Source organism: Neobacillus sp. PVCKKU3 (genome assembly GCF_058323225.1).
This window is the reverse complement of sequence record NZ_JBLVQN010000022.1, coordinates 47,874-60,997: the sequence shown is the minus strand read 5'-3', so window position 1 is coordinate 60,997 and position 13,124 is coordinate 47,874. Positions and strand designations below refer to the sequence as shown.

At 41.4% G+C, this 13,124-nt stretch carries 12 protein-coding genes; 3 read left to right on the top strand and 9 right to left on the bottom strand.

The window, feature by feature from the left end:
* Positions 1 to 12: 12 nt before the first annotated feature.
* Positions 13 to 2,172, top strand: a complete 2,160-nt coding sequence (locus ACNQGS_RS15985; RefSeq protein ID WP_491488171.1) for an ATP-dependent Clp protease ATP-binding subunit — start codon at positions 13 to 15, stop codon at positions 2,170 to 2,172.
* A 28-nt stretch (positions 2,173 to 2,200) separates the two neighbouring features.
* Here the strand turns inward: ACNQGS_RS15985 and ACNQGS_RS15980 are convergent, their stop codons facing one another.
* The 3 genes from ACNQGS_RS15980 to ACNQGS_RS15970 form a co-directional block, all read right to left on the bottom strand.
* Positions 2,201 to 3,895, bottom strand: coding sequence for a M3 family oligoendopeptidase (locus tag ACNQGS_RS15980; RefSeq protein WP_491488170.1), 1,695 nt, complete (start codon positions 3,893 to 3,895; stop codon positions 2,201 to 2,203).
* Positions 3,896 to 3,990: 95 nt separating this feature from the next.
* Positions 3,991 to 4,431 (bottom strand): MarR family winged helix-turn-helix transcriptional regulator, encoded by a 441-nt coding sequence (locus ACNQGS_RS15975; protein WP_213116522.1) that lies wholly within the window; start codon positions 4,429 to 4,431, stop codon positions 3,991 to 3,993.
* Positions 4,432 to 4,601: 170 nt separating this feature from the next.
* Entirely contained in the window at positions 4,602 to 5,144 is a 543-nt protein-coding gene (locus tag ACNQGS_RS15970; RefSeq protein ID WP_491488169.1) for a hemerythrin domain-containing protein, read from the bottom strand.
* 223 nt (positions 5,145 to 5,367) lie between these two features.
* Between ACNQGS_RS15970 and ACNQGS_RS15965 the strand changes: the two genes are divergently transcribed.
* Positions 5,368 to 5,715, top strand: a complete 348-nt coding sequence (locus ACNQGS_RS15965) for a hypothetical protein (protein ID WP_491488168.1) — start codon at positions 5,368 to 5,370, stop codon at positions 5,713 to 5,715.
* Positions 5,716 to 5,917: 202 nt separating this feature from the next.
* Here ACNQGS_RS15965 and ACNQGS_RS15960 read toward each other — a convergent pair whose 3' ends face one another.
* The 6 genes from ACNQGS_RS15960 to ACNQGS_RS15935 all read right to left on the bottom strand — a co-directional run bounded on the left by ACNQGS_RS15960 (position 5,918) and on the right by ACNQGS_RS15935 (position 11,644).
* Entirely contained in the window at positions 5,918 to 6,202 is a 285-nt protein-coding gene (locus ACNQGS_RS15960; RefSeq protein WP_040204690.1) for a ferredoxin family protein, read from the bottom strand.
* Positions 6,202 to 7,497 carry an FAD-dependent oxidoreductase gene (locus tag ACNQGS_RS15955; RefSeq protein WP_423801561.1) on the bottom strand — a complete coding sequence of 432 codons (1,296 nt, stop codon included), beginning with the start codon at positions 7,495 to 7,497 and terminating at the stop codon, positions 6,202 to 6,204. Before ACNQGS_RS15955 ends, ACNQGS_RS15960 begins: the two co-directional genes overlap by 1 nt.
* Positions 7,490 to 8,521, bottom strand: a complete 1,032-nt coding sequence (locus tag ACNQGS_RS15950) for an electron transfer flavoprotein subunit alpha/FixB family protein (RefSeq protein ID WP_491488167.1) — start codon at positions 8,519 to 8,521, stop codon at positions 7,490 to 7,492. The genes ACNQGS_RS15955 and ACNQGS_RS15950 overlap by 8 nt, the downstream gene beginning before the upstream one ends.
* Before the next feature lie 40 nt (positions 8,522 to 8,561).
* Positions 8,562 to 9,386, bottom strand: a complete 825-nt coding sequence (locus tag ACNQGS_RS15945) for an electron transfer flavoprotein subunit beta/FixA family protein (RefSeq protein WP_491488166.1) — start codon at positions 9,384 to 9,386, stop codon at positions 8,562 to 8,564.
* Between the two features lie 451 nt (positions 9,387 to 9,837).
* On the bottom strand, positions 9,838 to 10,098 hold the full coding sequence (locus ACNQGS_RS15940; protein ID WP_491488165.1) for a Spo0E family sporulation regulatory protein-aspartic acid phosphatase: 261 nt from the start codon (positions 10,096 to 10,098) through the stop codon (positions 9,838 to 9,840).
* Between the two features lie 364 nt (positions 10,099 to 10,462).
* Complete coding sequence (locus ACNQGS_RS15935) at positions 10,463 to 11,644, bottom strand: pyridoxal phosphate-dependent aminotransferase (protein WP_491488164.1); 1,182 nt, start codon at positions 11,642 to 11,644, stop codon at positions 10,463 to 10,465.
* Between ACNQGS_RS15935 and ACNQGS_RS15930 the strand changes: the two genes are divergently transcribed.
* On the top strand, positions 11,636 to 12,544 hold the full coding sequence (locus ACNQGS_RS15930; protein WP_491488163.1) for a carbon-nitrogen family hydrolase: 909 nt from the start codon (positions 11,636 to 11,638) through the stop codon (positions 12,542 to 12,544). The genes ACNQGS_RS15935 and ACNQGS_RS15930 overlap by 9 nt on opposite strands.
* Positions 12,545 to 13,124 lie beyond the last annotated feature (580 nt).

The window sequence follows — 13,124 nt, the reverse complement described above, 5'->3', positions numbered from 1 at the left end:
GAGGTTGTTTACATGCTTTGTCAAAAATGTAATCAAAATCAAGCAAATGTACAATTAAACATGAATGTTAATGGGCAGCGTCATGATTTGAAACTTTGCCATGAATGTTATACAAAGGAGAAAAATGCATTAGGTGCAGGCTTTGGAATGAATAAGAACCTATTCAACGGTTTTCCATTTGAAGAGCTTTTTGCTAGCAAAAACTTTTCCCAAGGCCACATTCCAAATGGTCAATTTAGTCCGGCAGTTGAGAATAAAAACGGCCGCGGCGGCTTTATCGATCAATTTGGCCGTAACCTCACACAAATGGCTAAAGCCGGCTTGATTGACCCGGTTATTGGCCGTAATCACGAGATTAAACGAGTCATTGAGGTATTAAACAGAAGAAATAAAAACAATCCTGTGTTAATTGGTGAACCTGGTGTTGGTAAAACGGCAATAGCGGAAGGGCTTGCCTTAAAGATTGCCGATGGCGATGTACCAGGCAAACTGCAAAATAAAGAAGTTTATTTATTGGATGTAGCTTCTTTAGTTGCCAATACCGGGATCCGCGGTCAATTTGAAGAGCGGATGAAGCAGTTAATCGCTGAATTGCAGGAGCGGAAAAACATCATTTTATTCATTGATGAAATCCATCTGCTTGTTGGTGCAGGCTCTGCTGAAGGCTCTATGGATGCCGGCAATATTTTAAAGCCGGCCCTTGCCCGCGGTGAACTTCAGGTTATTGGTGCTACGACATTAAAAGAATACCGCCAAATTGAAAAGGATTCAGCCTTAGAACGCCGCTTCCAGCCTATTCAGGTTCAAGAGCCTGATACAGATGCAGCCATTGCCATCCTTAAAGGGATTCAGAAAAAATATGAGGACTTTCATGAGGTCAATTATTCAGACGAAGCCATCTGCGCTTGTGTGACCTTATCGCAGCGCTATATTCAAGACCGCTTCCTGCCTGATAAAGCGATTGATTTGCTAGATGAATCAGGTTCAAAATTAAATCTAACTTCAGACTATCGGAATAATGAACAAATTGAGGCCCGTCTTAAGGAAATTGCCGCAGAAAAGGTAACAGCATTGAAAAAGGAAAACTATGAACTGGCAGCAAAGCTTCGTGATGAAGAAGCTCAACTTGAAAAGGCATTATATAGTGCCTCAAAAACGGAACGACCAGTTGTTACAGTTTCTGATATCCAAAAAATTATTGAAGAAAAAACCGGGATTCCGGTCGGGAAACTTCAAGAAGACGAGCAGCTTAAAATGAAATCTCTGGAAGAGAATTTGAATAAAAAGGTGATTGGCCAGGAACAAGCCGTTCAGAAGGTCGCAAAAGCTGTTCGCCGCAGCCGTGCCGGTTTAAAAGCAAAAAATCGTCCGATTGGGTCCTTCTTATTTGTCGGTCCAACAGGTGTTGGTAAAACAGAATTATCTAAGACTCTTGCAGAAGAATTATTTGGCACGAAGGATTCGATGATTCGACTTGATATGAGCGAATACATGGAAAAACACAGCGTGTCAAAATTAATTGGTTCTCCTCCAGGTTATGTCGGCCATGAGGAGGCTGGTCAATTAACCGAAAAAGTCCGCCGCAACCCATATTGCATTATTCTCTTGGATGAAATAGAAAAGGCCCATCCCGACGTCATGCACATGTTCCTGCAAATTCTTGAGGACGGACGTCTAACTGACAGTCAAGGAAGAGTGGTAAGCTTTAAGGACACCGTCATTATTATGACAAGTAATGCCGGCGTTGGACACAAAAACATTCACGTTGGCTTTGGAACATCCAATGCTGTGGAAGAAGCTAGCATCCTTGACTCTCTTGGCAGCTTCTTCAAGCCGGAATTCTTAAATCGTTTTGACAGCATCATTGAATTTAAACCACTGGATAAAGAGCATATCTTATCGATTGTCGACCTAATGGCTGCTGAGTTGCAAGAAACATTAAAAGAACAAAACATTGAACTAACCATTTCAGTAGAAGCGAAAGGAAAATTAGCAGAACTTGGCTACCATCCTGCATTTGGTGCTCGTCCATTAAGACGCGCCATCCAGGAACAGCTCGAGGACAAAATAACTGATTTTATTTTAGACCAGCCAGATGCTAAACAACTTGCTGCTATTTTAGAAGATGGCCAAATCAAAGTTGTCACTGAAATGGTGGTGGATCAAAAATAAAAAGCGAAGCCCTGCGGCTTCGCTTTTTTTATAGCTTGTTATCATCAACCGAATTCAGCCAATTCTCGATTTCACCAACAACAGATTCTACACAGCCGGTTTTAAATGGTGATATTAAATTGGCTGCTTCTACGAGTTTAGTAAATGACATAGAACCGCCAAGCTTACAAAGCTTGACATAGTCTGCCCATGCCTCTGGATGATTCTCCCTTGACCGCTTCCAGAATTGGAAGGCGCAAATTTGTGCAAGCGTATAGTCAATATAATAGAACGGTGAATTATAAATATGTCCCTGACGCTGCCAGAAACCGCCGTTCTCCAGATACTCATTGCCGTCATAATTCTTATGCGGCAAATATTTTTTCTCAATTTCCCGCCATTTTTGCTTGCGCTCTGTTGGCGTGGCTTCTGGGTTATCATAAACCCAGTGTTGGAATTCATCAACGGAAACTCCGTATGGAAGGAATAAGAGCGCATCACTAAGATGAGAAAACTTATATTTATCGGTGTCTTCTTTAAAGAACAGCTCCATCCACGGCCAGGTGAAAAATTCCATACTCATCGAATGAATTTCACATGCCTCATAGGTTGGCCAGTTATATTCAGGAATTTCAAACTGACGGCTCGAATAAACCTGGAAGGCATGGCCTGCCTCATGGGTCAGGACATCAATATCACCAGAGGTACCATTGAAATTTGAGAAAATGAATGGCGCTTTATGATTTTCAATGTATGTACAGTAGCCCCCGCTTGCCTTCCCCTTCTTGGCAACAAGGTCCATCAGATTATTTTCCATCATAAAGGTAAAAAATTCTCCGGTTTCCTTTGAAAGATCCTGATACATTCTTTGTCCGTTCTCAATGATCCATTCAGGACTACCCTTCGGTACAGCGTTTCCGGTCTCGAACACAAAGCCTTCATCATAGAATTTTAATTTATCGAGGCCAAGCCGTTCCCGCTGCCGCTCTTTTAGCTTAGAGGCAATTGGAACAATAAAGTCCTTTACCTGCTGACGGAAATTAGCCACCATCTCGGCGTTGTAATCGGTTCTCATCATGCGGTTATAACCAAGCTCAACAAAGTTTTTATAACCCAAGGCGTGAGCAATCTCGGTCCGCACCTTTACCAATTCATCATAAATCCGGTCAAACTCCGCTTCATGCTCTGCAAAGAAGCCAAATTTCGCCGTGCTGGCGCGTTTGCGCATCTCCCGGTCTGTCGATTCAATAAACGGGTCGATTTGCGCAAGTGTACGCTCTTCCCCTTCAAATTCGATTTTCGCCGATGCAACAAGCTTGGTGTATTCTGACGATAATCGGTTTTCCCTTTGCAGCAAAGGAACAATTTCCGGTTTAAACGTCTTTAGCTGACTTTCAGCAAGGGCGAAAAGCTGAGTGCCCCATTTATTTTCCAATTGCGGGCGGAATTTGGAATCAACCAAAGCCTGATAATATTCAGTGATCAACCCTTCCACCTCAGGCTGGATTTCATCCATGTAATCCTGCTCATTTTTATAAAATTCATCATTCGTATCAATGGTGTGGCGAATATTACAAAGATTGAACATCGTTCCCAAGTCATTTCTCAGTTGATTGATTTCATTCATAGCCCCGCTCTGCTTTTCCACTGAGTCAGCTTTTTTGAAACGCTCCAATGCTTCATTAAATTTTGCCCGAACCTCGTCTAAGTTAGGTCGTATGTATGTATACTGTTCAAAACCCATGAAAAAACCCCCTTTTTCATTTTTTTTGGCTATATTCATTTCGACACTAATGATTAATATTCCTTTTTGCAAAAAAAATACGACTAAAAGCCGTATTAAAATTTCCCTGCAGGCAGACCTAATTTTTTTAACAGGTCAATTGCCTCCAGCTTTTCGGAATCAGATAAACTTGACATAAGCTTATCAATTTGTTGGGCATGTTCAGGAAAAATATCCTGAATCAATTTTTTCCCCTCATCTGTTATTTGTGCAAAAATGACACGTCTATCTGTCGGGCAGGCACTCCTTCTCAATAATCCCTTTTGTTCTAGCTTATCGACAACATACGTAATACTTCCGCTCGCAAGCAGGATTTTTGCACCAATTTGTTGCAGCGGCTGGTCGCCTTTGTGGTAAAGTAGCTCTAATACGGCAAACTCAGTTGGGTTTAGACCGCTTGCTTGGATCACTTTATTAACGTGTTCATTAATGGCTTTATAGGCTCTAGAGAGAACAATAAATAGCTTTAGCGAAACGGCTGTTGAATCTTTTTCCATAACAACCCATCCTTTATCTTTATTGGGAAATTGCCCTCAAAAGCAAAACACCCATAATATCTCGATTTCAAAATTATTATAAAAAAATTTCGAACCTATGTCAATTAACGGCAAAGTCACACTTCTTATCCTAAATGTTTATATGATAGAAAAAGAAAAAAGGATGGAATCTATGCCCATCCTTTTTTCTTAATTTCTTGAATTCTTTGATATAACTCTTCTTTTTCTTCATCAGAGAGCATTCGCTCGGCCATTGGAAAAAGGACGTTTTCTTCCTTGTTAAAATGCTCCGTTAAAATAAAGTAAGCATTTTGGATGTATCCAGCTAATTTTTTTAATTCATCATGTGAAGCAAGGCTGCCGGCAGCCGGCTCAAGAAAGGATTTAATATGTGCTTTTGCTTGGTCATGCTCATACTCCATTACCGCTATTGGTCCAGAAGTTGTCCCAATATAAGTCCCCATCATTGGGAACAGCACACCTTCTTCTCTTTCCGAATGCGGGTCAAGCGCTGCCTGAAATTCTTTTACCTTCGTAATTAACTCTTGGAAATTAACTTCTATATCAATATCTTTATCAATTTTTTGGGTTAGGCTGTACAATCCTTCCATTTGGCTTCTTAATGGGGGATGTTCTTCTTTCAATTGCCTTAATCCCTTACTTTTTAGCTCAGCACTCGGCATCCCGCCGAAACCGCTCATACAACTGCTCATTACATTCACCTCTTTCAATCTTCTGCTTTCAGTATAAAAGCGCCATTACAATTATGTAGTGACAATCGTCACATCTATACCCAAATTACAACTTCCTCATAATATAATTGACAACTTTTTGAAAACGTTTTATTTTTTTGAAAAATTATAACATTTATCACTCAAAAAAGTCTTTATAGTTTCATATAATAAAGTTAGATATTATGAAAGGGAGGTAAATATATTGAAAACCCCAAATTATCATGACTTTTATCAAACGGCATTTTTACCAATTGGTGCAAATGATCTTGTTTCGCTTAAGGATACAGATGCCTATATTCCAGAATCCAATTCTACACATTGGCTAATTGCCGTAGAAGGGGTTCAGCTCCCTCAGCCACGGATTTATTATCATTGGAAAGTCAGTATATATCCAGCCGCAAATGACGGCGACTTCAATTGGAAAAAGCCATATTATTGCTCAGAAAATATGGCACAAATGGATCATGCCATAACCCTTGCTTCCTCGCTTGCAGCCTCCTGCAAAAAAGATGAACTTTCCTCGGCAGCCCTTTTAGAGAAAATAAGCTGACCCTTTAAATACTTACCTTCTAGCTTCACCTTCTTTTTATAATCCCATGTGAAAAAATATACATATAGTGTAAATTGCAATTAGTAAATGGAAACTCGCCGATTGACGAGTTCGATTGGACGGTTCATGAGGCGTAATTGAATTTATACTTTCTTATTAGCCTAAAAAAGGTGCTGTCTGCAATAGCAAACAGCACCTTTTTTTATGCTAACCTGAAGACAATCCCGTGTCCGCCTTTTGGATATTCCCATTTAATATTTTGGTAAGGGCAGCCAATCCGGCAGCTTCCGCATTCGTGACAGCCTTCATAACCTACCTGCATCCGCGTTCCTTCCCACTTATATACCTCGGCTGGGCAAAATACTGTACAAATTTTATCAGGACATTGGGTCATGCAAACGTCATGATCAAGAACGGTAAGATGGGACTTTGTGTCACACTTAAACCTGAGAAGATACTGTTTTTCCTCAATATTCTTCGTTGACATTATTTCACCGCCTTCCAAGCACGATAGAGATCTTGCAATACGCGAAGCGTTCCTCTTTGTGAGGTCATATTCTTAATAATTTGCTTTTGTTTATCACGTTTTGGCGTGCCATCAACCGTAAAGAATTTGCTAGCTGCCTGATTCATCATCGGAACATACTCTTTAAAATATTGCGGGTATTTTTCGAACGTATGGGCCGCATCTTTGTACTTCTCTAAATCTTTGATGATAAAGCTATTATAAAGGGCCTCGCGGTAGTTATTTAACATTGATTCGCTGAAATTGCCGTGGCGATGCGCCTCAATGACAGTCTCAGCAGCCAATAAGCCAGAATGCATCGCCATGTTCGAACCTTCACGATGAATAGCGTTAACAAGCTGGGCAGCGTCCCCAACAACAATAACTCCGTTGCCTGCCACTTTAGGAACTGAGCGGTAGCCGCCTTCCGGAATGAGGTGGGCAAGATATTCAGCAGACTCGCCGCCAGCAATGAACGGCTTGACCATCGGATGATTCTTTAAGTAATCCAGCAGTTCATAGGGCTTCATTTTTGCTTTTATCATACTCGATAGTGTTGTCCCCACACCGATATTCAAACTTTCTTTGTTGGTATATAGGAAAGCCGTACCCAGATTTCCTTTTGTGGAATCTCCAAAGATCTCAATTGTGCAGCCTTGGTTGTCCTCCAAATTGAAGCGGTCATTTATTTTTTCTTTTGGAAGATTAACAACTTCCATAACTGTCAGCGCCACTTCGTCCGGGCGGAACTCCTTATGAAACCCAAGCTGTTTGGATAACAACGAGTTAACTCCGTCAGCAAGGACGACTACATCTGCAAAAACCTCACCATCCGGCCGGTCAGTGCGGACCCCAACTACCTTGCCGTTTTCGACAATACATTCCGTGACAACTGTTTCGGTAATTAGAAGCGCTCCTGCCTCCACAGCTTTCTTTGCGAACCATTGGTCAAACTGGGCCCTTAGAACTGTAAAGTTATTATATGGCTCCACACCCCATTCAAGGCCTTTATATCCAAACGAAAGAACTGATTCTTTGTCCATCATCCAGAACCGCTGTTCAATGACTGGTCTTTCAAGCGGCGCTTCTTTCCAAAATTCAGGAATCAACTCTTCCATTTGCTGGCGGTACAATACTCCACCCATAACGTTTTTTGCCCCTGGGTACTCTCCGCGTTCAATCAGCAGTACATTCAGACCGTTTTTAGCACAAGTGTAAGCACAAGAGGTTCCTGCAGGGCCAGCCCCTACCACAATCACGTCAAACTTCTCAGGCATAGCTCAGTTCACCGCCCTTTTCAGCTTTAAGCTTTTTAAATTGCTCGATTAGTTTAGGGAGAATTTCCATTGCGTCTCCTACAATGCCGTACGTTGCCACGTCAAAAATCGGGGCGTTCGGGTCTTTGTTGATGGCAATTATAAACTCGGAATTCTTCATACCGACCACATGCTGAATCGCTCCGGATACTCCAATGGCAAAATAAATTTTCGGTGTGACCGTTTCTCCTGTCTGTCCAACCTGCTGCTCATGAGGCAGCCATCCTGCTTCAACGACATCGCGGGTTCCGCCTACGCTTGCGCCGATTGATTCCGCCAATTCATGGATTAGCTGGAAATTTTGCAGGTCGCCCATTCCTTTGCCACCGCATACGATGACATGGGCATCGGCTAATTTAGCTTTTTTTGTTACGTCATTCACAATTTGTAGTACTTTTGTACGCATTTCGTCTTCGTGCAGAGCTATTTTCTCTTCAATGATGTTTCCTTGTCTTCCTGCATCCGGCTCAAGTGCCTTCATTACTTTAGGTCTTACTGTTGCCATTTGCGGGCGATGCTTCTTACAGAGGATCGTTGCCATAATATTACCGCCGAATGCCGGCCGGCTTGCTTCTAGCAATCTATTATCTACGTCCACATCCAGCATCGTCGTATCTGCTGTTAATCCTGTAACTAAATCAGTTGCAACAGCACTTGCCAAGTCCTTTCCGTTGGGGGTTGCACCGTAAAGAATAATTTCCGGCATATATTTTTGCGCTAGCAGCATAACACCGCTCATATAGGATTCTGTACGATAATCCTTCAAAACTGGATGGTCAATTACGTAGACCTCGTCAGCCCCATAAGAAATAACCTGATTAGCTAATGGCCTTATTTGATTGCCCAGCAAGAATCCCCCTAATGGGACCTCAAGCTTATCTGCCAGCTTCCTGCCGGCACCCAGCAATTCTAGTGAAACATCTTCAATTTTGCCGTCATTTTGTTCAATGAATACCCAGACTCCACGGTAATCGTCAAGATTCATTTAAGACCCTCCCTGCTCTATACCCTAAAATTTATTAACATCATTTAGTTGACTGTAATGTAAACAGGTCTTTTTTCTCCATCAGAATATCCATTAGCTGACTTACCTGCTCATCGGCGGAACCATCTAGCTTTTTCCCGCCTTCAGGCCGTGGAGGTGTGAACATTTTGCCGACAACCGTAGGTGACCCTTTTAGTCCAAGCTGTGAGCGGTCAACATTTTCAAGATCATCCACTGCCCAAATAATCGGTTCATATCTTGCAGCACTAATCATGTTCGGCATTGGTGAATACTTGATATCATTGATTTCTTTTTCAACTGTTAATAGACAAGGCATTTCCGACTGGACCAGTTCGTATCCGTTGGTTAATTTCCGTTGAATTAAGACCGTCTTCTCACGCTCATTCACTTCTGTTACCTCAATCACATTTGTAACAGGAGGAATATCCAATCTCCGGGCGATACCAGGGCCAACCTGACCGGTATCTCCATCAATGGCATGCTTTCCACAAATAATCATGTCAATCGGGAGTTCCTTGGCAATTCTCTCCAACGCCTTTGATAAGGCGTAACTGGTTGCAAGTGTATCGGCACCGGCAAAAGCACGATCCGATATTAAATACCCTTGGTCTGCGCCAATTTCAACGCTTTTCTTAATGACAGCAGTTGCCTGCGGAGGTCCCATTGATAAAACCGAGATGGTCCCGCCAGTTTTTTCTTTGATTTTAACTGCTTCTTGAACCGCATGGGCATCATATGGGTTCAAAATAGCCGGGGCACTCCTGCGGTCGAGTGTATTTGTTTTCGGATTGATTTTGATGATTTTTGTATCGGGTACTTGTTTGACACATACGACAATGTGCATGTAGGACTTCCCTCCTCCAAATAAGCTAAAAATAATGAAAGCGTTTGACTTACTGGTTGGTTATTAAAAATGCTTTTATTAACGATATATGAATCGCAATTTAAGCATATTACCCAAAATTAATAGATTTCTTTAATTGAATGAAAAAAGTTGGAAAATTCATTTAAGAGAAAATTTGCTGCATGTGCAGCAAGCACGGGTGAAGTTCATCATGGTGTGGGTATTTTAGATAGAAAATAGTACTAATTTAACTATATGAAATATTGAGATATAGACAATGATAAAAATCACAGCACTGTCTATACATGTAGAAAATATTTTTCTATCTGAAAAATATTTTTTTAAAGGAGGCACTAAAAAGAATAGGCCTTCTGCTACAATGATTAAATGTAACGGAAGGCCTTTATTTTGAGGTTTCTGGGCATTTTACAGTTAGGTAATTACTAATTAGTTAGACTAATACTTTGGGCCAAATCATGATCATCTGCTTTAAGGCGAATTTGATTTCTTCAGGTGGTTTGGAGGCTTGTCCCATCATTCGGTGATACTCATTGATTAACTCGTCCAGTTCTTGACTGTATTTAATGGTTTGTTCACTTGTAAATCCCAATGTATTTGCACTTTTTATCATAAGTTCTCGTTTTGCTTTTATCTCTTCAATCATTTGACTATGGTTCGGACTGTGACTAGTGGTATTACTATACTCGTACAATGTTATCCTCCTACCTCTTACACACTTACTGTAATTCGCTAAAAAATTAGACTACTTGATGAATTATGACAAGAATTTCTTCAAATGTAAATACATTCGCAAAAGTAGACAAAACATTCTAAAACTTTCTATTTTCGACAGTTTATTTGCTTGTTTTCTTGAAATTTCGACATAAATTCCCAAATCGTTAGTTGTGGATTGGGATTATTGAAGAAAACCGCTTTGCGCCAAAGATGAAAGCGTATTCACTACTATGGACGGATTGTACATTTTTTTAAAATATTTTTTTAGCACAAAAGTCCCGAATCTAATATAAAAAAGCTGGCTCTAAAAAAATCTAAGCCAGCTTTGTAACTTTATATTTTTAGCTTTTTTTAAATATCTCTAACTCACTGATTCGTTTGACTGCTTCTCTAAGGCGCTCTTCTGAGGTCAGCAGGCCGATTCGAACATATCCTTCACCATACGAACCAAAACCAACTCCCGGCGCTGCTACTACTTGAGCCTTTTCCAACAAAATGTTGGAAAATTCCTCAGAAGAAAAACCATTCGGCACTTTTAGCCAGGCAAAGAAAGATCCCTTTGGAGCAGACACATCCCAGCCTATCGAACAGAGGCCGTCAATGAGGCAATTTCGTCTTTGCTCATACATCTCATTTAAATCCTTCACGCAGTCCTGAGGGCCTGTCAGCGCTTCAGCCGCTGCCTCCTGGACGGCACCAAACAAACTGACATATAAGTGATCCTGAATGAGCTCTAATGCAGAAATCACACTTTCATTTCCTACTGCAAAAGCAACGCGCCAGCCTGCCATATTATAAGTTTTAGAGAGTGTGTATATTTCAATACCGACATCTTTGGCACCCTGTGCCTGCAAGAAGCTTGGTGGTTTTACACCATCGAAACCGATGCCTCCATAGGCGAAGTCGTGTACAATACAAATATCATGGTCATTTGCAAGCCTTACAGTCTCTTCGAAAAATTCTAGGTCAGCCACAGCCCCGGTCGGATTATTAGGATAGTTGAGGAACATTAATTTTGCCTTCTTAAGATTCTCTGTCCCTAGCTCGCTATAGTCAGGAAGGAAACGATTTTCTTCTTTCAAAGGCATGGTGACCATTACGGCTTTAGCCAGTGCGACCCCGGACCAATAGTCAGGATATCCTGGATCAGGAACCAAAACGGTATCCCCAGGGTTTAACAAACATTGTGGAATCTCCACCAAACCTGCTTTGCCTCCAAAAAGGATTGCGACTTCCTTTTCGGGGTTGAGTTCTACACCATATTCCCGAAAATAAAAATCAGAAACGGCTTTTTTTAAATAAGGAAATCCTTGAAATGGAGAATATTTATGATTTATAGGGTTTGCCGCTGCCTCCTGAAGCTTAGCAACGATATGCCCTGGTGTCGGTTGGTCGGGATTCCCCTGGCCTAAATTGATCACATCAAATCCCCGTTCTATGTACTCTCCAGCTTTTTTGACGAGTGATGCAAAAAATTGCTTTGGAAGACTATTCAATATTTCCGATTGAGGAAAATGCTTCATGTTCTCACCTGCTATTTTCTAAATTTTAAGGTTGAAATTCTAGTCACAAATGATATAACTTTTATAACGGCTTGTAAAGGAAAAATTCCGAAATTTCATAAGGGAGAGATAATAATGAAATTAAAGATTGCTTGTTTGCAGATGGATATTGCCTTTGGCAATCCCGAGAAAAACTATCAGAATGCAGAAAAACTAATCGAAGCAGCTGTTAGCGATCAGCCGGATATCATTATCTTGCCCGAGCTGTGGACAACAGGCTATGATTTGACCCGCCTTGATACAATCGCTGATAAAGGAGCGCTTCAAACAATAGAATTTTTAAAAAATGCCGCCAAAAAGTACAATGTTAACTTTGTCGGCGGTTCTGTCGCCAATCGGGATGACAAGGGAGTGAAAAATACCCTTCTTATCATAAACCGTGAGGGGGAACTTAGTTCCGAATATAGTAAACTGCATTTATTCAAGCTGATGGATGAGCACCTTTATTTGGAAGCGGGTTGTGAAAAAGGTCTGTTTAAGCTTGATAATCATGCATTTGCCGGGGTCATTTGCTATGATATCCGCTTCCCGGAATGGATTCGTGCCCATACATCTGAAGGAGCGGAAGCGCTGTTTGTAGTGGCGGAATGGCCTGCACCAAGATTATCGCATTGGAGAAATCTATTAATTGCCAGAGCAATCGAAAACCAATGCTTTGTGATTGCCTGTAACCGTTCCGGAAGCGATCCGAATAATCAATTTGCCGGACATTCACTGGTAATTGATCCATGGGGTGAGATTATCGCCGAAGCTGGCGCAGATGAGGAGATTTTAACTGCAGAGATTGATTTAAAGCTTGTCGGAGAAATCCGTAAGCAGATTCCAATTTTCGAAGACCGCAGACCGGATTATTATAAATGATTCTTTACAGCAAATAAGAGGGTGTAAATCAGCCTCTTAGGCTATCGAAAACCTTTCGATAGCCTTTTATTTAGCTCTTATTCTTTAGCGATTTAATACGGTAATTAATTATAATATAATTAATATATTGCCCTTTCAACAAGTCTGTTGATTGGCGCTCCAGGCACTTCGCTTTCCGCGGGCGTGCCGGGGAGCCTCCTCAGAGCTATCGCTCCTGCGGGGTCTCCCGCAGGAGTCTTAGTGCCTTCCGCGCCAATCAACAGGTTCATTAAATTAAAACTTCAATTTTACAAGATGAACAAGTATTTTCTTGCCAGAGTTGATGAAGGACAAAATTGAAGGAATCTGAGAGTGAAATGTCCTTCATAAAGCCGATGAAGGACAAAATCAAAGGAATCTAGGAGAGAAATGTCCTTCATAAAGCCGATACACTTAGCAAGGTTCGAAAAAGTGTGTTGCAATAATTTAGATTAATTTGTCTCCCTGTTGATTGGAGCGGAGGGCACTCGACTCCTGCGGGATATAGAGGTCACTGGAGACCCCCGCAGGCGCCAAAGCGCCGAGGAGGCTTCAGGACCTC